The sequence below is a fragment of the Massilia frigida genome (assembly GCF_011682175.1).
Lineage (GTDB): Bacteria > Pseudomonadota > Gammaproteobacteria > Burkholderiales > Burkholderiaceae_D > Telluria_A > Telluria_A frigida.
In genome coordinates this window covers 16,025-36,821 of record NZ_WHJG01000049.1, presented here as the reverse complement: position 1 = coordinate 36,821, position 20,797 = coordinate 16,025, and the positions used below count along the sequence as shown (strand labels likewise).

The following is a 20,797-nucleotide window of genomic DNA, read 5'->3' as shown; positions in this document are numbered from 1 at the left end:
ATGCAAATCCTCAACGGCACGATCCCCTTCAACCGCCAACGTGGCGAAGGCCCGCATCTTGAAAGTACGGAGGTCATTTTCCCGGCCGGGGTCACCCAGGCCACGGCCTTGCTGACTGGCTTCGACGCGGCGTTCTCACCGCGCAACGATCACCATCTGGGCAATCTGGAAGTGCGGCTGGAAACGGAAATCGATCCGCTGGCGCCGCGCCGGGTCATCGTGCACGGCATTTTCGGCCTGCGCGACTGGTCCGGCGACTGGGATGACAACTACGAGGGGGAAGTGTTCTTCAGCGTGGTTGCGGAGTGAGGCACGCTCCCGCGCCAGCTAAGTAAACAGCAGCGACACGCCATGCAGCGCAAGGCCCACCAGGCCGCCGACGATGGTACCGTTGATGCGGATATATTGCAGGTCGCGCCCGACATGCAGCTCGAACTTGCGCGCGATGGTTTCCGCATCCCAGCTGCGGATCACGCGCCGCACCAGGGCGATGATCAGCTCACGTTTGGCCACGATGGTCTCGGCGGCGAAGGTGCGCAGCCAGTCGTTGATGCGCTGCTGGATCGCCGGATTGCGCTCCAGCGCGCGGCTGAAGGCTTGCAAGGCCGCTTGCAGGTGCGCCGATAGTTGCGAATTATCCGATCCGGCATCGGCCAGCAGCCGGTCGCGCACATCTTCCCAGACTTGTCCGACATAGGTACGGAACAGCGGATGGCTCAGGCTACTGTCCAGCAAGCCGCGCAACTTGGCTTCGTACTCGGGCGAATGGGCCAGATTATCGACCAGTTCTTCGGTGGCGGCCTGGAAACGCACGCGCCATTCGCTGTCTTCGCCCTGGATTTCTTCCAAGGTATTTTGCACCGCTTCCATCAGGCGCTCGTAGAATTTCTCGTCGATGGCGCGCGGCAGCCAGCGGGGGCTGTGCTCGTGCACTTTCTGGCGGATATAAGGGCGGTGCGAGTCGAGCGCGCCCGCGACGATCCCGAGCAGGCGTTCCAGCAGCACGTGATGCTGACGCCCGGCCGCCAGCACCGACAAGACCTGGGACAGGATGGGCGCGAGCTTGACGTCTTCGAGCGCGCCGGACAGGGCTTCGCGCAGGAAGCCGGCGGCATCCTTGTCATCGATCATGCGCAGCAGCACCGGCACCGCGCTGACAGCCTGGTCGGCCACGGCGCGGCTGTTGGCGGGCTGCGCCAGCCAGTGCGCGGCCGAGCCGGCGAAGTCGATGCGCACCAGTTCGGCGTGCACCACATCGTAGCTCATGAAATTCGTCTCGAGAAAATTGCCCAGATTCTCGCCGATCTTTTCCTTATTCGTGGGAATGATGGCGGTATGCGGGATGGGCAAGCCCAGCGGATGGCGGAACAAGGCGGTGACGGCGAACCAGTCGGCAATGGCGCCGACCATGGCCGCTTCCGCGAACGCGCCCACGAAGGCGAAGAGCGCGTGGCGCGGCTCGAGCAGGCGCGCGATCACGAACAGCACCGCCATCGCCACCAGCAAGCCGGTGGCGATGCGGCGCATGCGCGTCAGCCGGACCTGCTGCTCGCTTTCGTGCACGGAGCGCGGCTGGCTCAGAGATTAATCCTGCCGTGTTCGCCCGGATCGACCTCGGGCGTGGTGCCGGTCAGCACCGCCTTGGCCATCTCGAACAGGCTGACTACCTTGCCGGCGCTGGAATCCCAATATTCGGCGCTGCCCGACACCACCCGCACCAGCACGACATGCGGATCGTCCGGGCCGTGCGGGTACCAGGCCTGGACTGCCGGGTTCCACATGGCCTTGATCTTGGCGCGGTCGACAATGCGCTCGGCGCGGCCGCTGACCGATACATATACATGGTCGTCCGGCTCGGCGAAGCTGATGTTCACTTCCGGGCGCGACACGATGTCTTCCCACAATTCGGTGTCGGTGGAGGTGTAGAACCACAGGTTGCCGTCATTGTCGGTTTCCTGGTTGGTCATCGGACGGCTGACGAGGCGGCCCTGCTCGTTGACGGTCGTGAACATGGCGAAGCGAATCGACTTGATCTTGGACCGGAGTTCAGCCACTTGATCGGAATGGTTATATGCTGACATGGGCTCTTCCTTCACGCTGTTCTGGGTTATTAAGAAACTATATCGTAATCGCAACGGCCGAGTGCTTCTGTGCGCAAGCGAACTTATTGGGTAGCATGGCGCGGCAAGCGGACCGTGCACCGCGCCAGCACATCAGCTCGTAAAACTCCCCATAGGTTCAATTACGCACATTGACGTGTATCAGTTTGCGCATTGAGCGCGCGCTGATACTGAAAAAAGACCAACAAGGAGCCATCGTGAGTATTTCCGGCGACGACCCAGTGACGACCGCGCAGAATCCGCATGCCTCGTTCATCGAGAGCTTGGGCGACTTCACGCGCCAGCACCGTGCCGGTCACTGGTCGGGCACGTTTGCCCAGTTCATGGAACAGGTGTTGCCACGCATGCCGCAGCAAGTCGCGCGTAGCTCGCACCAGTACATCTGGGATATGATCCGCGCCACTTGCACCGACGATGGCGAGGGCCATTTCCGCTGCCGCCTGTTCGGCGACGACCTGTTCGGCATCGACGACGCCATCGACCGGGTGGTGGATTACTTCAAGGCGGCCGCCGCCGGTTCCGAGGTCGGGCGGCGCCTGCTACTGCTGCTGGGGCCGCCCTCGGGCGGCAAGTCGACCCTGGTCATCCTGCTCAAGCGCGCTCTGGAAGAGTACAGCCACACCGACGACGGTGCGCTGTACGGCATCGCCGGCTGCCCGGTGCACGAATCGCCCCTGCACCTGGTGCCGCACACCATGCGCGCCAGTTGCCGCAACACGTACGGCATCGACATCAGCGGCGAAGTCTGTCCGCACTGCCGCGCGCGCCTGGAAGACCAGTACGGCGGCGACTTCATGCAGATGCCGGTCGAGCGCTTCTTCGTGTCCGAAGCGGGGCGCAGCGGCATCGGCACCTACGCCCCGCACGACCCCACCACGGCCGATCTGGCCGACCTGGTCGGCTCGGTCGACCTGTCCAAGGTGGCGCAGTACGGCGACGAAGGCGATCCGCGCGCCTGGTCGTGGTCGGGCGCCGTGTACGCGGCCAGCCGTGGCGTGCTGGAAATGATCGAAATCCTCAAGGTCAAGCGCGAGTTCCTGTACCTGCTGCTCACCCTCACGCAGGAAAAGAACGTCAAGGTGTCGCGCTTTCCGCTCATCTACCTCGACGAGACCATCCTGGCGCACACCAACCTGGCGGAGTTCCGCAAATTCCTGCAAGAGAGCGAAAACGAAGCGCTGCTCGACCGCATGGTGATCATCCAGGTGCCCTACACGCTCAACTACAAGGAGGAAGCGCGCATCTACAAAAAACTCATTTCTTCGGCGGCGCCGGCATTTCGCGACGTGCACCTCGACCCGCACGTGCTGCACGCGGCCGCCGTGTTCGCCATCCTGAGCCGCATCCAGGATGGCGACGAGAAGGAGGTGGAGCTGGTCAGGAAGGTGCGCATTCATGCCAACGAGGAAGTCGACGGGGTGAACCGCGCCGACGTCCGGCGTATCAAGGAAAAGGACAAGGCGCCGGACGAGGGCCTGGCCGGGGTGTCGCCCCGCTTCGTGATCAATGCCTTGTCGAACGCCATCATCCAGTCCAACCGCAAGAGCCTGTCGACCATGGACCTGCTGCTGGCCTTAAAAGATGGCATCGAGAGCGATGCCCGCATCGATCCCAAGAAAAAGCGCAAATGGGTCGATTATCTGGTGCTGACGCGCAAAGACTTTTACAACCGCTGGGTCAAGGAAGACGTGCACAAGGCGCTGTTTGTGTCGTTCGAGCAGGAAGCCCAGGATTTGCTCAACAAATATCTCGATGAGGTCGAAGCCATGCTCGACAACCGCCAGATCAAGGACCCCATCACCAATGAAGAACGGCGGCCGGACGAGCGCTTCTTGCGCGCGGTGGAGGAAAAGATCCATATTTCGGAGTCCGGCAAGCAATCGTTCCGGCAGGAAGTGGTGCGCAAGGCCATGGGCGCCTACAAGCGTGGCACCAAGTTCAGCCTGGAAAGCCATCTGCAGCTGAACGACGCAGTCCAACAATACCTGTTCGAACAACGGCGCGACGTATTGCGGCTGGTCAGCTCGGCCAAGCGTCCCGACGACGACATCCGTACCAAAATTTCCGCCGTCGAAAAACGGCTGGTCGATGAGTACGGCTACGATAGCCACAGCGCGCGCGAAGCGCTGAACTACGTCACCACCTTGCTGGCGCAAGAATAACCGGACCCGGGAGAAATCGCGTGACGGCGACAATCAACACGGCATGGTATGACCTGTTCTCGCGCGGGGCGCGCGATTGGCTGCGCCACAACGACAAGGTGCGCGAGGCTGTGCAAAATCACCTGCCCGAGCTCATCGCCGGCCCCGATCTGATCACCGGCCCGCAAGAACGCACCGTCCAGGTGCCGGTGCGCCTGCTCGAACATGCCCGTTTCCGCCTCGCCGACGGCCGCAACCAGACCGGCGCCGGCCAGGGCGTGGGCAAGGCGGGCGATGTGCTGCAGCCGGGTTCGCCGGCACAAACCGGGGATGGCAGCGCGCCGGGAGAAGGCGGCAATCAGGATGGCGAAGTGAAGCTGTTGCTCGAATTATCGGTCGACGAGGTCATGGACTGGGTGTGGGAAGAATTGAAACTGCCCGACCTCAAGCCCAGGAACAGCACGCGCATCGATGATGTGGAATTGGTGCGCGAGGGCTGGGACAAACGTGGCGCCCGCTCGCGCCTGGACCGGCGCCGCACCGTCAAGGAAGCGATCAAGCGACGCGCCGTGCAGGCCGATCCGGTGCCCTTCACCAACGATGACCTGCGCTTCCGGCAACTGGTGGCGCGCTTGCGCCCGAGCACCAGCGCGACCATCCTGTTCGTCCTTGATGTATCGGCCAGCATGAGCGAACACGAACGCAAGCTCGCCAAATCCTTCTTTTTCTTCGCGCTGCAAGGCATCCGCCGCCAGTACGCGCGAGTCGAGACGCGTTTCATCGCCCATACCACCCATGCGTGGGAATTTACCGAAAGCGAATTCTTCCAGGTCTCCGGCATGGGCGGCACGATCGCATCGAGTGCGTTTCGGCTGGTCCTCGACCTGATTCGTACCGAGCTCGACCCTTCCCAGAACAACCTCTATATGTTCTACGCCTCCGATGGCGAAAATTTTGCCGAAGACCGCGCGGCGGCCAGCACCGCCCTGACCGAACTGGGCAAGGTGTTGAACTACACCGGCTATATCGAAATTTTGCCCGGCGCGGTGCGCGCGCTGGAAACCGATATGCGGCGGCTGTGCAAGGAGCTGGAACGGGGCGGCGTTGCCATCGGCAGCACCGTACTGAGCAATCCCGACGATGTGTGGAGTGCCCTGCGCAAGTTCTTTACCAGCGAAGGCGAGCACGCGGCCAAGGAGGCAGTGCCATGAGCCAGGCCAGCGCCGTCCTTGCGGACTACAGCGCGCGCCTGGAAGCGCTCGCCATCGAACTCGGCCTGGATTTCCATCCCGTGAACTTCGACTTGGTGCCCGCCAATTTCATGGTTGAGATCGCTGTGTATGGCTTGCCTGTCCGCATGCGGCACTGGTTCTTTGGCGTGCGCTACATTCACCAGCTGGTGCGCCAGCACATGGGCCATTCGAAGATTTTCGAAGTCATGTTCCCAGGCGACCCGTGCCATGCGTTCATGCTTGAACAAAATTCCCTGGCCGAAAACACGCTGGTGACCGCGCATGTGCTGGGACACGCGGATTTTGCCAAGAACAATCAGCTGTTTTCGCGTTTCATGGCCATGGCCGGCGGCCAGATCCTCGAACAAAGCGCGGCCCGGGCGCGCCGCCTCGAACGTGCGCTCAGCGCGCATGGACAAGACCGGGTCGAAGCCGTGCTCGATGCCGCGCTCGCGCTCGAAACCCATATCGACGTCAATCAAGCGCTGCACCGGCCCCGCTATCCCGAATTTGTCGCGCCGCGCGCCGGTCCTCCGGCCAACCACTTCCACGACCGCTTCGCGCGCCTGCCCGGCGAGCATGCCGAACCGCCGCGCAACGATCCGCCGCAACGCACGGCGCTGCCGCCGCAGCCCGAGGTTGACCTGCTGTGGTTCATCGCCCAGTATGCCCCCGACCTGGAGGACTGGGAACGCGACATTTTTCTCGCAGTGCGCGAAGAAGCCTACTATTTCCATCCGATCCATGCCTGCCAGATCATGAATGAAGGCTGGGCTTCATACTGGCACGCCCGGCTGCTGCGCGAAGCGACCTTCCTGCCACACGATCTGTACGTGTCGGCGATCAAATCGCACTCAGATGTGGTGCGTCCGTTCGCCAGCGGCCAGCAGCTCGCCCTGTCGCTCAATCCCTACCACCTCGGTTTTTCACTGTGGGAACACATCATCGACAAGCACGGATTGGAACAGGCGCGCCGGATTTGCCGCGAGGAAGATGACTTCGGCTTCGTGCGCAACTACCTGGACAAGGAACTGGCCGACAAGCTCGACCTGTTCGTCTATGAAACGCGCCAGGATGGCGATACCAGGATAGCCAGCCGCGACATCCACCAGATCCGCGAAGCGATCCTCGCTCCGAAATTCAACTACGGTGCGCCATGCGTCGCGGTCAGCCAGGTCAGGGCCGACGGCGCCCTGGCGCTGCACCACGATTACCTGCGCGATGGGCGTGGCCTCGAACTGCCGCAGGCAGAGAAAGTGATGGCGTACGTAGGGAGGGTATGGCGCCGGCCGGTAACATTACACACCGTCGACTTCCGCGGCGTGGTACGTGTGCTGCCGGCGCGCAAACTTTGACGACGGTGAACAGGTCGCGGCGGACGCCCCGGGTGCTTGGACAAACACTGGGGCCAGTGCCGATCCGCGTGTCCGCACCAAGGCCAGCATCGGCTGGCGTTCCGAACGCCACGGCTAGTATTGGCGAGTGTGTACGAACGCCGAGGGCCGCGCCAGTCCGTGTGTCCGAACGCTAAGGCCAGCGCGGTTCCGTGTGTCCGCATCAAGGCCAGCATCGGCCTGCGTGCCGAACGCCACGGCTAGCGCCGGTCCGTATGTCCGAACGCAAGGCCAATGCCCGACTGTGTGTCCGAACGCCAAGGCCAATGCCCGACCGTGTGTCCGGACGCCAGGGCCAGCGCGGCTCCATATGTCCGCCACCAGGCTTGCAGCTAGGGTGTGTCTGATTGAATCCAAGGGAAAACCACACTTTGTTCCGTCGTTCCTGCGCGGGAACGACGAATTAACGGTATCGAAATGGAATCTGTTCGCGCCGATTAGTCAGACGCACCCTAAGTGATCGATGCCGGCGGCTGGCCGGCTGGCGAGACAGTCCAGTTACGTTTGCGGCGCACCCGTATGCGCCACATACCATTCCAGCGCTTCGTGCAAGCCGTCTTCCAGCCGGTGCGTCGGCTGGTAGCCGAGCAGGCGCGCAGCCTTCGAGATATCGGCTTGCGAATGGCGCACGTCGCCCTCCCTGAAAGCGCCATATGCCGGCCGGTAGTCCTGCATGTGCGGGAAGCGTTCGGCCAACAGCGCGCGCATCATCGCGAACAGTTCATTCAGGCTGGTGCGCGCGTTGACCGCCACGTTATAGACCTGGTTCGCGGCCGCTGGATCGTCCACCATGCCGGCCAGCAGGTTCGCCTGCACCGCATTGTCGACGAAGCAAAAATCCCGGCTGCTGTCGCCATCGCCGTTGATGCGCAGCGGGCGGTTATGGATCATCGCATCGAACCACTGGGGAATGACGGCCGCGTACTCGCCCCGTGGGTCCTGGCGTGGGCCGAACACATTGAAGTAACGCAGCCCGATCGCATCGGTTGCGTAGCAGCGCGCGAACATCTCGGCATACACTTCATTGACGTGCTTGGTCAGCGCATACGGCGACAGCGGCCGGCCGATATGGTCTTCCACCTTGGGCAAGCCCGGATGATCGCCATAGGTCGCACTCGACGCCGCGTACACGACGCGCCGCACGCCGGTGTCGCGGGCAGCCACCAGCATGTTCAGGAAACCGATCAGGTTGACGTCGCTGGTGAGAATCGGATCGGCGATCGAGCGCCCGACCGAACCGAGCGCGGCCTGATGCAGCACGACATCGACACCCTTGCAGGCGCGCCGGCAACTGTCGAGGCAGCGGATATCGCCTTCGATGAAATCGAACCCGGCCCACGCCGCCGCCGGCACCATGGCGCGCACCTGGGCGAGGTTGGCGCGATAGCCGGTCATCAGGTTGTCCAGTCCGGTGACGCGCTGCCCCAGCTGCAGCAGTGTTTCCAGCAGATTCGACCCGACGAAGCCGGCTACGCCGGTGATCAGCCAGTGATGCTGCGTTTCGCGCAAGCTGGTCAGGACCTGTTGATATCGGCTATTTACGGGGGTGCTAAGCATCAACGTCTCCAGACTGGGCAGGTCACGCCATCATGGCGCCCCTGAAGCGTACTGTGGCATCGCATCGGCCCGGGCCGACATCGCGCCAATGATCGGAATACCGGCCAACTTCACCGGCCACAGCGGTAACAGCGTCAACAGCGACACTGGCATCAACGGGTCGAGCAATGCCACGCCCGCCGCCACACAACGGCGTCCAAGGAAATTCTACGGAGCGCCGTCTGTCAAATTTTGATTTACAGCAATTTCATGCTGATCAGACTGGCATTTGCACAAACGAAAAAGATTGATCCCGCACAAGGACTTGCCGTACCGACTCCTTACCCTGAGAGGGATGCCAGTGCCCTGGCCCGTCAGGAGAATGCCATGTCCCGCTCTTTATCCCGCTGGCCGCGCCCGGTGGCCGCCATTGCCATCGCCGTTGCCTTGCTGTTCGCCACCGTGCTCGGTGGCTGCAAAGAGACCGACCCTGCCGCCATGCTGAAGCAGGCAAAGGCGCTTCGCGCCAAGGGGAATGCACGGGCAGCGGTGATTGTGCTCAAGAATGTGCTGCAAGAAAATAGCACCGACCGCCAGGCGCGCCTGCTGCTGGGAGAAGTCTACCTGGAGCAAGGCGACGCTCCCTCGGCCGAAAAAGAGTTGCGGCGCGCGCGCGACCTGGGCGCGACGCTGCCCGAACTGCCCCTTCTCATCGGCCAGGCGCTATTAATGCAGGGGCAGTATGAACGCTTGCTGGCGGACATCGGTCCGGCGGCAGCGCCAGCCCAGCGACCGGCTATCCTGGCCTTGCGTGCCCACGCCCTGTTGGGGTCCGGCGATATCGCCCAGGCCACGGCGCTGTTTGCACAAGCGCTGTCACTACGTCCCGACTTGCCCGACGCCCTGCTCGGCATGGCCCGCATGGCCGTGGCCGCCAACCAGCACGCCGACGCGGCCCGGCTGATGCAGCGCGCTCTGGCCGTCGATCCTGACAATCCCGATTGCCTTCGGTTGAACGCCGACTTGCTGCGCGCCACCGGTAAGCCCGATCAGGCGTTGGCCGCGCACGAGCGTATCCTCGCGAAGCGTCCATCCAACGTACAAGCCCGGCTCGACGTGGCCAATCTGCACCTCGATGCCGGCCGCTTCAGTGCGGCGCGCGAGGCCATTGCCGGGGCGCGCAAGCTGGCCGGCGCGTCGCTGGCGCTCATCTACGCGGAAGCCGTGGTCGACTTCCGCGAGCAAAAACTGGCGGCATCGCGCGAAGCCGTGCAGCAGGTACTGCGTGTTGCGCCCGACCACTACCCGGCCATTCTGCTGGCCGCTGCGGTCCAGTCGGCGCTGGGCGCGACCGGCCAGGCCGAAGAGCATCTGCAAAAGTTTCTTGCGGCGTATCCGGGCCATGTATACGCCACCAAGCTGATGAGTTCGCTGCAGGTACGTGCGAATGCGCCCCAGGCCGCGCTCGACTTGCTCACCCCGCTGATTGGCGCGCATCCGGACGATGTCGAACTGCTGACCTTGGCCGGCGAAGCCAAGCTGCGCGCGCGCCAGTACGGCGCCGCCACTACATTCTTCGAGCAGGCCAGCGCCCTGCAACCCCAGGCCGCCGGCTTGCGTACCTCGCTCGCGCTCAGCCGCCTGGGCAACGGCGATACCAGCCGCGCCGTCGCCGAACTGGAACGTGCCGCCACACTCGACGCCAGTGCTCCCCGCGTCGGCTTCTTGCTGGTCATGACCCATCTGCGGGCAAAGGACACGGACAAGGCCCTTGCCGTAGTGCAGGAAATGGAGCGGCGCGACGACAATCCGCTGGTCCAGAACCTGAAAGGCGGCATCTATCTGGCGCGCCGCGACGCCAGCCAGGCGCGCGCCAGCTTTAACCGCGCCCTGGCGCTCGAACCGCTGTACCTGCCCGCGCTGGCCAACCTCGCCCAGCTCGACCTGGCCGAGCGCAAACCGGCCGACGCCCGCAAACGCTATGAAGCGGCGCTGGCCAAGGCACCGCGCAACCGCACGCTGCTCGAAGCGCTGGCCGCACTGGCGCAACGCGAGGGCAGGATTACCGAGGCCGTCACCTGGCTCGAACGCGCCCGACAGTCCGAACCCGACGCCCTGCCACTGGCGCTGCGTCTGGCTGATCTGTATGCGCGGGCGGGCGACAAAGCCAAAGCGCTGCAACTGGCGCGCACGCTGGAAACGGCCAATCCCGCCAGTCTGGAGACGACCGCCATGCTGGCGCAGATTTACGTGCTCAACCAGGACCTGGGCGCGGCCCTCGACGCCTATGCACGCCTTGCGGCACTGGCCCCGGCCTCGCCCATGCCGCTGGTCCGGATGGCAAGCCTGCAACTGGAACTGGGCGACGACGCCGCCGCCCTCGCCTCCCTGCGCCAATCGCTCGCCATCGAGCCGACGCTACTCGATGCACAGATGACCATGCTCAACATCCTCATCAGGCAACGGAAATTTACCGAAGCCCGCACGCTGGCGCGCGATGTCCAGCAGCGCAAACCGGACTCCGCCAACGGATACAAGCTCGAAGGCGACCTGCTCGCCGCCCAGGGCCAGCACGCCGCCGCGCTCGCAGCCTGGGAACGCGCCTTCGAGCGCAAGGCCGATGGCGCGCTGCTGATCCAGATTCACGGCGCCCTGAACAAACTCGGCCGCCCCGCCGACGCCGACGCCCGCATGGCCCGCTGGTTCCGCGACCAGCCAGCCGATGTCCCGGCGCGCCTGTACTATGCCAGCAGCAAGCTGGTCGCAAGCGACTACAAGGCGGCCATCGGCCATCTGGAAGCCGTGCTCAAGGTCGAGCCGGACAACATCATCGCGCTCAACGATCTTGCCTGGGCCTGCCAGCAGAGCGGCGACAGCCGCGCACAAGCCTACGCCGAACGGGCCCACGCGCTGGCGCCGGGCAATCCCGCCGTGCTCGATACGCTGGGCTGGATCCACGCCGAGCGCGGCAATCTCGCCAGCGCGCTACCCCTGCTGCGAAAAGCCAGCGGCCTCGCGCCCGCAGCCGGCAATATCCACTTCCACCTCGGCACCGCCCTCGCGCGCTCGGGCGACAAACGGGCTGCGCGGCGCGAGCTGGAACGCTTGCTGGCGCAACCGCAGCGATCGGCGCATCACGAACAGGCGGCTGCCTTGCTACGCACGCTGTAAGCGCGGGCCGTGCGCGGCCACGCCTGGCAAGCGTTCGATTGCATCAGGACGGCCCCCAGCCGGGCGCCCTACGTTGCGCCACATGCCGTGGCGATCGATGACGCCCGGAGCCGGCAACTGTTCCTGCCCGGCTTGTCTGTGCACCGCGCAACGCCAGCGCGCAGCAATCAACTCCTTTCCAGCTCGCCAGCCCGCCCGCCAGCCAGCCAGATGGTTGCCGTTTTCTGTTACGCGTTTCCCCCTGGCGTCATGTGCTGACACAGCCGATTCGCCAATTCCGCGCCGCAAAACCGCAATTTGCCGCCGCTACTCATCGTTCGAATGCGCGTCGCCGTCGGCAGCTTGAATCATTCCCTGTTTGCGAGGGCACGCACGCCGTTCAGCCCGCGCCAGCCGCCACCAGCCCCTTCGCACGGCCGGGCTCGTAGCGTCCGGGCGCAATCATCCCTGCCGGATCAAGCGCCGCCTTGATCCGTGCCACCGTTGTCCAGTACACATCGCCAGCCGGATCAAGCGCTGCCATCGACTGGTTGCCGACCCGATAAGGAATGTAGCCAGCCTCCATCACGCTGTCGAACACCGCCTGGTAACACTCCCTGGCGCGCACCACTTCGGCCGCATCCTCCTTGTCGTAGGCAATCGTCAGCACGGCGCCGAGGGCCCGTTCATTGATCATGCTGAACGTGACGAACAAATCAAACCCGTGCGCGGCAAACAGCGGCTCGACCAGCGCATGCAAGTCCAGCACATCCTGCCCGCGCATCGGCAGCACCGGTGAGATCCAGAACATGCCGCAGTTATCCTGCGCCGGATCGGCCTTGTGCGGAAAGCCGGCCGGCAGCGCCCCTCGCCGGCGCCAGTACGCGCCCGCGAGGAAGCGCCCGTTCGGCTTGCCGCGGTTCATGGCGAACAACGCCTCGCCGAGGCAGACCTGCGCGCGCTGACGCAAACCGGCCCGCGAGGCGCCCAGCAAGCGGGCCAGCACGCCGCCCCAGCGCAGCGTGCGTTCGCTCAAGAACGCCGTCCGTGCGCGCGTGCCGCGCAACGCCGCCCGGATGGCCGCGCGCGCAGCCGCTACCTGCGCGACGCTCCCATGCAGTGCCCCCGACACCGTCCACGCACTAATCGCCGCCGCCTCGCGCAAGGTGCTCCGTAGCCCCGGCGGCAGGCATGACTGGTCCGGCGCCTCCGTCCGGGGAAACACCCGGCCGCCGGAAATGACGCGCATGTCGTTGCCGATATGAACAATGCTGCGCAAGGTACCGTTCATACGCAGGGCACGCAGTGCGTCGACCACGGGGCCGATCTCTTCATGTTCAGACACCGTGCACAGAAAATGGTTCACGCAATCGGCGGCGGGCTGCAGCCAGATACCGATGCGCGTGACGATGCCGAAATTCGACTGCGTGAACATCCCGTCCAGGAACGGTCCCACGCCGTAGGGAAACAAATGGGTCGCGCGCGCCTGTGGATAGTGGCCGAAGCCGGTCGCCAGCACCTCACCGCTGGCCAGCACGACTTGCATGCCGGACACGTGCTGCAGCCGGTCGCCGTAAGGCGAGTGTCCGAAGCCGCGTTCCAAAATATTGCCCATGAAGCTGGTGTCGGGTCCGGCGCCAGTGCAATCGATCCACCAGTCCAGTTGTTCACTGCTTAAATAATCCGACAACTGCTGCTGGGTCACGCCCGGCTCGATGACGGCGTAGCCAAGCTCGGCATCAACCTCGATGATGCGGTTCATCCTGCCCAGGTCGACGATGAGCTGGGCGTCGCCGACCGCGCAGGCGTCGCCATAGCCCCAGTTGCGCCCGGTGCTGAGCGGATACAGCGGCAAGCCGCGCTCCCCGGCCAGCCGCACCAGCGCCACCACCTCGGCCTGCGAACCCGGGTGCACCACCGCCAGCGGCGTGGTGGCGCGCGCGGCCGTGCTGCACGTGTAACGCCGCAGCGCGGCAGGATCGTCGCTGGCATAGCTGGCGCCGACAATGGCGCGCAGCGCCGCCAGCACGCCGCGCCGCCACGCCGGGTCGGGCGCTTCGTGTCGGAATTTTTGCTCCTCAATAATACGCATCGCACCCTCCGCCGGCCTGGTACCCGCCGTTCAGGCGCGCCGTGATGCCCGCCTCGTCATGCTCGGGGAAAAAATACGGATAGAAAGAGCGTTCCTCGCCATGCTGCTCCATCAGGCCGCCCCATTTGCGGATCTGTTCGCCCATCTCCGTCAAGGGCAGGCGCAGCAGCACGGCCGGCGCGCCGACCCGGTGGCATGGACGCTCGCCGCCAAAGTCGCTGAAGCCCAGCATGCGCTTGTAAAACATGACGTGGCGCGGATTGACCTCGATCACGTAATCGCTGAAACCTTGCAGCCTGTGCGAGTACAGATACGAGATGTGGATCAGCGAGGCGAACACGCGCTTGGTCACGCCCTTGTCGATCGCCAGGCGCGACGGCTCGCACAGGCGCCGTCCCTGGCTGCGCAGCAAGTCGAGCTTGTCGCGAAAATTGTCATCGGCCGGCAGGCCGAATTCGCTGTCCAGGCACAAGCTCATGGTCCCGACCAGCATCCCGCCCGTCTCGGCGTACAGCGTTACCTTGTTGGGGTCGTGGTGCAGGCTGGGCTCGACGGCATAGCCGCGCCAGCCGTACATCTTGCGGATCAGCAGGCTGGCCGCTTCGCGCCTTCCCGCTGAATTGGCCAGGCGGATATGAAATGCCTGCATCGCCTGGCCCGGCTCGGGCTCGGTCGCCGTGGCGACGCCTCCGTCCTGCTCGCGTAAGCCCGCCGGCATCTCGAACGTTGCAATCGGTAGCTCGTCTTGAAACATGGCTCTCTTTCCTTCCGCGTGATCGCGCAGCCCGCCTGCCGGCCCGCGCGCAAAGTTGTACAGGTCAGACAGGGCCATCCATACAGAAGTTCACGCTGTCCCGCGCACCATTGTTCTGGGACAAACTCGCCTCGTCGGGATTTTTGGCATGCCCGCCACGCATCCGCGCAACTGCCCAGCTGGAAGTCGCAAGCCATTGATTTCATGATGAAAAACGCCCTGGCACGCTTGCTGCATACAGCGTAGACACGGCGGCGCCGCAAGCTGTCGACGCTACCCCACTTCATCCCCACCGGAGAGTTCACTATGAAACTAGTCCCGACATCACTGTTGAAAAACGCGGCGATTGCCGGCCTTTGCCTGGCCGCCATGAACGGTGCGCGCGCCGATGCATTTGCCCAGGCCGTCCTCGTGGTCGACAATTTCCGTCTGCTTCATTCCAGCGGTGCCGCCTTCAAGTCGACGGATTTCACCATGCTCGACGGCACCAACTCGGCCCACGCCACCGCCTCCCTCAACGACATGGTGTCGGCCGCCAGGCCGCAAAACCGCGCCCTCCTCAGCGGCACCACGCCGGACGTGGCGCACCAGTTCGTCGGCTTGCCCAATCCGCCGCGCCTCGAAAACAACTTCACCGCCTTTTCCGGTCCGCCACCGGTGCCAGGCACCTTCGGCTACGCCGACCAGAACATGACCGGCAACGCCATGACCATCGGTACCAAGCAGGCCGGGGTGCGCGCCGAAACGCGTGCCGATGCCTCGCTGGGCACCGATGGCGAGGCCGCCGGCGATTCCGATGTCGGCACCTCGACCGCCTTCAACTTTACCCTCGGCGTGGGCGAGACCATGACCATCGCCTTCGACGGCACGCCCTTTACCCAGGCGTATGCCAGCAGCGGCGCCGGCATGGACACCAATGCCATCGCGCGCCTGTCGTGGAGCATGAACATCATGAACATCACCACCGGGCAGCTGGTGTTCGCCTATCAGCCTGGCGAACTGAACAGCATGGGCAATGTCAGCCGCACCGACAGTTTCCCCGGCATGTCGACCTATAACCCGGGCACGATGAGCTTCTCGGCGGTCACGCCCTGGCTCAACAGGTTCGATACCTACCAGTTGACCATCAACCAGACCACCCTCGCCAATGCCCTGCAAAATACCGTGGCGGTGCCGGAACCGGGCAGCCTGGCGATCTTCGGCTTGGGCCTGCTCGGCATGTCGCTGCTGGCACGCCGCCGCAAGTAGGCCGGGGCTGGGCAAGATGCAAACTAGAAGAAGATGGCTTGGTGGTCCGAAGCCATTGCAGGGTCTGCAACCGCTGCTGCGCCGTCCGCGCCGGCCGGGGATGCGGGCGCCGGACGCCCGGCGGGGACCCTGATGCACGGCTCGTTGGCAGCCTGCATTTTTCCGGTCAGGAGCGCGCCTGACCGGGCTGTTTTTTTGGCACGAGCGTGGCGCGCGCCCCCGCTTTTGCTGCGCTTGACGCGAATCAACGCGTCCGTGATCAGCGGAATCCTACTGTTTCCTCAGACATATAATCGAAGGCGTAGTGAAGCTGGCAGTCGCCCTTCCCATCGCTGCCCGACTTACGGAGACCCACACGATATGGAGGACTTCATCAGCCAGCTGCTGCTGCATGCAAGGGGCATCTGGAAATATCGCTGGCTCGCCGTCGGCCTCATGTGGGTGGTGGCGAGCGTCGGCTGGGTGGTGGTGCTGCGCCTGCCGAACAATTACCAGAGTTCGGCGCGCGTGTTCGTCGACACCCAAAGCATCCTCAAGCCGCTGATGGCGGGCATGACCAGCATCCCCAATGTGCAGCAGCAAGTGTCGATCATGAGCCGCACCCTGCTCAGCCGCCCGAACCTGGAGCGCGTGCTGCGCATGGTCGACCTCGACGTCGATGCCACCACCCCGCGCCAGCGCGAAAGCCAGGTCGAGGAGCTGGCCGCGCGCCTGAAAATCACCGGCACCAGCACCAACGATATCTATTCGATCAGCTACGCGGGCGACAATCCCAGGCAGGTGCACGACGTGGTGCAATCGCTGCTGACCATCTTCCTCGAAGGCAGCTTCAAGGGCAAGAAGGGCGATTCGCAGCAAGCCATCCGTTTCATCGACGCGCAGATCAAGAATTACGAGCAGCGCCTGGTGGCGGCCGAAAACACGGTCAAGGAATTCAAGCTGCGCAACAGCGCCCTGCTGCCGCGCCAGGGCGTCGATTACAGCGCCCAGCTGGCCATCTCCAGCGATGCCCTGAGCACCGCCCGCATCGACCTGCTGGAAGCCGAACAGGCACGCTTGGCGATCCAGGCGCGCATCAACGGCGATCCGCAGCCGGCCGGCACGTCCGCGCGCGCGCGCAGCATCGTCAATCCCGACATCGATGCGCGCATGGCCGCCATCAACAAGAATCTCGACACCCTGCGCCTGCAATTCACCGACCTGCACCCCGACGTGATCGGCGCGCGCCGCCTGCTGGCCCAGCTCGAAGCGCGCAAGATCGAGGAAAGCAAGCAGGCCGAGCGCGACGGCGACCCGGGCCGCTTCTACAGCCCCATGCTGCAGCAGCTCAAGGTGGCCCTGACCGAAGCGGACGCCAAGGTGGCCGCCATGCGCGTGCGCGTGCACGAATACAGCGTGCGCCACGACCGCCTGCAGGAACAGAGCAATGCGGTGCCCGAAGTCGAATCGCAGCTGGCCCAGCTCAACCGCGACTACGACATCAACAAGGATAACTACGAAAAACTGATCGCGCGGCGCGAGTCGGCCAAGCTGTCGGGCGACCTGAGTTCCTCGACCGAAATGATGACCTTCCGCATCATCGATCCGCCCACCATGCCGGTCGCCCCAAGCGGCCCCAACCGCCGCCTGTTTTACAGCGGCGTGCTGGCCATGGCGCTCGCCGCCGGGCTGGGCGTGGCGCTCCTGATCAGCCAAGTCCGTCCGACCTTCGTCAGCCCCAGCGCGCTGCGCGAAATCACCGGGCTGAACGTGATCGGCACGGTCTCGATGAGCTGGACCGATGCCGAACGGCGCAAGCTGCGGCGCGGCCAGTACCTGCTCGGCCTGGCCTTCACCGCCTTGCTGGGCGTGTACGGCGCGGTCATGGCGTCCGGATTTTTCACGGCGTAAGCCAGGGAGTACAACGTGGACACTTCCCTCACCGCGGGCGCCGCGCCCGCCGATGGCTACCCGGCCGAGCCGGCGCGCGAGGTCGACATCAACCTGGCGCGCCTGCACCAGATGGGCATGGTCACCCACGATGGCGGGCGCACCAGCGTGGCCGAGGATTTCCGCATCATCAAGCGGCCCTTGCTGCGCAATGCGCGCGCGGCGGTGTCGGGCGGCGTGCGGCACGGCAACCTGATCGTCGTCACCAGCGCCCTGCCCGGCGAAGGCAAGACTTACTGCGCGATCAACCTGGCGATGAGCATCGCCATGGAAAAAGACCACACGGTGCTGCTGATCGACGCCGACGTGGCGCGTCCCTCGGTGCTGCGGGTGCTGGGCCTGGCGCCCGGACTGGGCTTGATGGATATCTTGCTGGGAAATGAACTGAACCTGGCGGAAGTGATCCTCAAGACCAACATCCCGACCCTGAGCCTGCTGCCGGCGGGGCGCAACAACAAGCACGCCACCGAATTGCTGGCCAGCCACGCGATGAGCCAGCTGCTATCGGAAATCGCCAGCCGCTACCCCGACCGGATCGTCATCTTCGATTCGCCGCCGCTGCTGCTGACCACCGAGGCGGGGGTACTGGCGTCGCAGATGGGCCAGGTGGTGATGGTGGTCGAGTCCGAGACCACCACCCAGCGCCAGGTCAAGGAAGCGCTGGCGCGGCTCGACAACTGCGCCCGCGTCGACCTGATCTGCAACAAGGCGCGCGCCTTCCCCGGCGAGCACTACCACGGTTATTACGACTAGCGGCCGCGAGCGCGGCGCCCGGGTCCGGCACCCGGAGCCGCCCCGTGCCGCGCAGCCCGCCCGGATTCTCCCCGTTCGCCCGATTAACGTTTGCGGAGTCGACCATGACAACATCCCTCGAACCACCCCGTCTGGTGGTGCACCTGATCCACCAGCTCGACATCGGCGGCCTCGAAAACGGCTTGATCAACCTGATCAAGCACATGCCGCCGGACCGCTACCGGCATGCCATCGTCTGCCTCAAGGATTATTCGGACTACCACGCCCACATCAAGGCGCGCGGGGTCGAGATCATCAGCCTGAACAAGCGCGAAGGCAAGGATTGGGGCCATTACCTGCGCCTGTTCCGCGCCCTGCGCGCGCTGCAGCCGGACCTGATCCACACGCGCAATCTGTGCGGCATCGAAGGCCAGCTGGTGGCGGCCCTGGCCGGGATCAAGCTGCGCGTGCACGGCGAGCATGGCCGCGACATGAGCGACCTGTACGGCAAGCGCCTCAAGTACAAGCTGCTGCGCCGCCTGTTGCGTCCGCTGATCGGCCATTTCATCGCCGTCAGCGCCGACCTCGAACACTGGCTGATCGATAGCGTCGGCGCCGAGCCGGACAAGGTGTCGCACATCTCGAACGGGGTCGACAGCATCCAGTTCCACCCGCGCCTGGGACCGCCGGCCGCGGTCGGCCCGGCCGGCTTCATGCAGGATAACGCCTTCGTCATCGGCAGCGTCGGCCGCATGGACGAAGTCAAGGATTACGGCACCCTGGTCGAAGCCTTCCTGCGCCTGATCGCCTCGCCGCACCCGGCGCACCAGCGCATGCGCCTGCTGATCGTGGGCGACGGCCCGCAGCGCGCCACCTGTCTCGACACGCTCACCCGCGCCGGCGCCGCGCACCGCGCCTGGCTGCCGGGCGAGCGCACCGACATCGCCCAGCTGCTGCGCGCCATGGACCTGTTCGTGCTGCCCTCGCTGGCCGAAGGCAGTTCCAACACCATCCTCGAAGCCATGGCCAGCGGCTTGCCGGTGGTGGCCACCGCCGTGGGCGGCAATCCGGTACTGGTCCATCCGGGCTTTACCGGCATCCTGGTGCCACCCCGTGCACCCGAGCTGATGGCGGCCGCCATCGCCGACTATTGCCGCATCCCCGACATGGGTGCGCGCCACGGCATGCGCGCGCGCAGCCACGTCATCGCCAACCACAGCCTGCCGGAAATGGCGCGCGGCTACCTGCGTGTCTACGATGGCTTGACCCACCCGCACGGGCCATGCCCGGGGCCGGCGCCGCATTCCTGACGCTCCGCCCTAGACCAGCGCCGCCTGGCGCAGCGTGGCCACTTCGGCGTAGCAGGCGGCCAGCTGGCGCGCCACCCGCTCCCAGGTGCAGCCGCGCACCTGCTCGCGCAGCGGCGGCGATACCAGCAGGCGCAGCACCGCGCGCTGCTGGGCATCGGTATCGTTCCAGTCCACCCGCACCAGCGCGAAGCCGGCGCCGGCCATGCTCGAGGGCGTGTCGTGCGCCATCAGCACCGGCGTGCCGGCCGCCAGCGCGTCGAGCACCGCCAGCGGCGCCCCCTGCCCCTCGGCCGGCGGCAGGAATACCGATGCCGCCGCGTAGGTACTGGCCAGCATCGGCCCATCCTGGCGCAACGCCCCGAGGCAAGTCACGCCGCGCACGGCGCGCAGTTCACGCATGTAATCCTGATCGCGTTCGCCGGCCTCGCCCACTAAGACCAGCGGCAGCGACAGCGCGCCCATCGCTCGCGCCATCGCCAGCTGGTTCTGGTAGGGCGAAATGGGGCCGGCCATCAGCGCGTACGGCCCGGTCATCCCGGTGCGCTTGCGAAACAGCTCGCCATCGGCCGCCAGCAGGGCTGGATTGACCCCGTTCGGCAGCACCCGCACCTTGGCGCCATCGATCAGGAAACCGGCGCCGATCGCCCGTTTCTCGGCCTCGCCCAGCGCCACGATCAGGCTGGCCTGCTGCAGCGCGCGCCGGGTGCGGGCATAGCCGCTCTGCACATTCCAGGCCGTCAGGTTGCCGAGCCGGTGGTCGCCGGCGCGCGCGCTGGTGCCGCTGGCGCGGTCCCAGCCGGGCGAAATCAGGGGCGTGAGCACCACCGGCACGCCCTGTTCGGCGGCCGCGTCCACCAGCCGGTGGTTGCCCTGGGTGGCCGAAAACACGTGGATCAGGTCGAACTCGTCGAGCCGCGTGGCGTGCGGATTGATCACCTGCACCGCGACCGGCGACTCCGCCTGCGAGCCCAGTTGCACCAGGGCGCGGATGGTTTCGCGGACCTGCTGCTGGACGCCATCGTCGCGTTCGAACAGCATGGGATAAGACAAGATACCAATACGCATGCACGCCTCCGTTATCAACAGGGGCCAAGCCCCAGGGCATCAGCAAGGCGGGCGGCATGAGAATGCTCAACAAGCCGCCGCGCGCGCTGATTTA

Annotated in this window: 15 protein-coding genes; 9 read left to right on the top strand and 6 right to left on the bottom strand. The window is 65.1% G+C overall.

Features of this window, described 5'->3' with window-relative positions:
- Window positions 1-309 (top strand): hypothetical protein, encoded by a 309-nt coding sequence (locus F2P44_RS29750; protein WP_167092913.1) that lies wholly within the window; start codon window positions 1-3, stop codon window positions 307-309.
- 18 nt (window positions 310-327) lie between these two features.
- Here F2P44_RS29750 and F2P44_RS29745 read toward each other — a convergent pair whose 3' ends face one another.
- Together F2P44_RS29745 and F2P44_RS29740 are read right to left on the bottom strand one after the other, a co-directional pair.
- Window positions 328-1,563, bottom strand: coding sequence for a DUF445 domain-containing protein (locus F2P44_RS29745; RefSeq protein ID WP_370662761.1), 1,236 nt, complete (start codon window positions 1,561-1,563; stop codon window positions 328-330).
- A gap of 14 nt (window positions 1,564-1,577) precedes the next feature.
- A complete protein-coding gene (locus tag F2P44_RS29740; protein ID WP_167092911.1) occupies window positions 1,578-2,081 on the bottom strand; it encodes a pyridoxamine 5'-phosphate oxidase family protein in 504 nt (167 codons plus the stop codon).
- 236 nt (window positions 2,082-2,317) lie between these two features.
- On the opposite strand from F2P44_RS29740, the gene F2P44_RS29735 reads away from it, so the two are divergent.
- From F2P44_RS29735 to F2P44_RS29725, 3 genes are read left to right on the top strand one after another with little or no spacing between them, the layout of a single operon-like run.
- The gene (locus F2P44_RS29735) at window positions 2,318-4,282 is read left to right on the top strand and encodes a serine protein kinase (protein ID WP_370662760.1); all 1,965 of its coding nucleotides are present in this window, start codon (window positions 2,318-2,320) and stop codon (window positions 4,280-4,282) included.
- A 20-nt stretch (window positions 4,283-4,302) separates the two neighbouring features.
- The gene (locus F2P44_RS29730; RefSeq protein ID WP_167092908.1) at window positions 4,303-5,472 is read left to right on the top strand and encodes a DUF444 family protein; all 1,170 of its coding nucleotides are present in this window, start codon (window positions 4,303-4,305) and stop codon (window positions 5,470-5,472) included.
- Window positions 5,469-6,848 carry a SpoVR family protein gene (locus F2P44_RS29725; protein ID WP_167092905.1) on the top strand — a complete coding sequence of 460 codons (1,380 nt, stop codon included), beginning with the start codon at window positions 5,469-5,471 and terminating at the stop codon, window positions 6,846-6,848. The genes F2P44_RS29730 and F2P44_RS29725 overlap by 4 nt, the downstream gene beginning before the upstream one ends.
- 537 nt (window positions 6,849-7,385) lie before the next feature.
- Here the strand turns inward: F2P44_RS29725 and F2P44_RS29720 are convergent.
- Complete coding sequence (locus tag F2P44_RS29720; protein ID WP_167092902.1) at window positions 7,386-8,444, bottom strand: SDR family oxidoreductase; 1,059 nt, start codon at window positions 8,442-8,444, stop codon at window positions 7,386-7,388.
- 366 nt (window positions 8,445-8,810) lie between these two features.
- Here F2P44_RS29720 and prsT point away from each other — a divergent pair, with 366 nt between their 5' ends.
- Window positions 8,811-11,594, top strand: a complete 2,784-nt coding sequence (gene prsT / locus F2P44_RS29715) for an XrtA/PEP-CTERM system TPR-repeat protein PrsT (protein WP_167092900.1) — start codon at window positions 8,811-8,813, stop codon at window positions 11,592-11,594.
- A gap of 379 nt (window positions 11,595-11,973) precedes the next feature.
- Here prsT and F2P44_RS29710 read toward each other — a convergent pair whose 3' ends face one another.
- Together F2P44_RS29710 and F2P44_RS29705 are read right to left on the bottom strand one after the other, a co-directional pair.
- Window positions 11,974-13,665: an FAD-binding oxidoreductase gene (locus tag F2P44_RS29710; RefSeq protein ID WP_167092897.1), complete on the bottom strand. Its 1,692-nt coding sequence runs from the start codon at window positions 13,663-13,665 to the stop codon at window positions 11,974-11,976.
- Entirely contained in the window at window positions 13,652-14,419 is a 768-nt protein-coding gene (locus tag F2P44_RS29705) for an N-acyl amino acid synthase FeeM domain-containing protein (RefSeq protein ID WP_167092894.1), read from the bottom strand. Before F2P44_RS29705 ends, F2P44_RS29710 begins: the two co-directional genes overlap by 14 nt.
- A gap of 306 nt (window positions 14,420-14,725) precedes the next feature.
- Here F2P44_RS29705 and F2P44_RS29700 point away from each other — a divergent pair, with 306 nt between their 5' ends.
- From F2P44_RS29700 to F2P44_RS29685, 4 genes are all read left to right on the top strand, one after another.
- Window positions 14,726-15,667, top strand: a complete 942-nt coding sequence (locus F2P44_RS29700) for an EDSAP-1 family PEP-CTERM protein (protein WP_167092892.1) — start codon at window positions 14,726-14,728, stop codon at window positions 15,665-15,667.
- A gap of 360 nt (window positions 15,668-16,027) precedes the next feature.
- Window positions 16,028-17,557, top strand: coding sequence for an XrtA system polysaccharide chain length determinant (locus F2P44_RS29695; RefSeq protein ID WP_167092889.1), 1,530 nt, complete (start codon window positions 16,028-16,030; stop codon window positions 17,555-17,557).
- Between the two features lie 15 nt (window positions 17,558-17,572).
- Entirely contained in the window at window positions 17,573-18,349 is a 777-nt protein-coding gene (locus tag F2P44_RS29690; protein WP_370662759.1) for an XrtA-associated tyrosine autokinase, read from the top strand.
- Window positions 18,350-18,453: 104 nt separating this feature from the next.
- Complete coding sequence (locus tag F2P44_RS29685; RefSeq protein ID WP_167092886.1) at window positions 18,454-19,638, top strand: TIGR03088 family PEP-CTERM/XrtA system glycosyltransferase; 1,185 nt, start codon at window positions 18,454-18,456, stop codon at window positions 19,636-19,638.
- 9 nt (window positions 19,639-19,647) lie between these two features.
- Here F2P44_RS29685 and F2P44_RS29680 read toward each other — a convergent pair whose 3' ends face one another.
- Entirely contained in the window at window positions 19,648-20,703 is a 1,056-nt protein-coding gene (locus F2P44_RS29680; protein ID WP_167092883.1) for a glycosyltransferase family 4 protein, read from the bottom strand.
- Window positions 20,704-20,797: the final 94 nt, after the last annotated feature.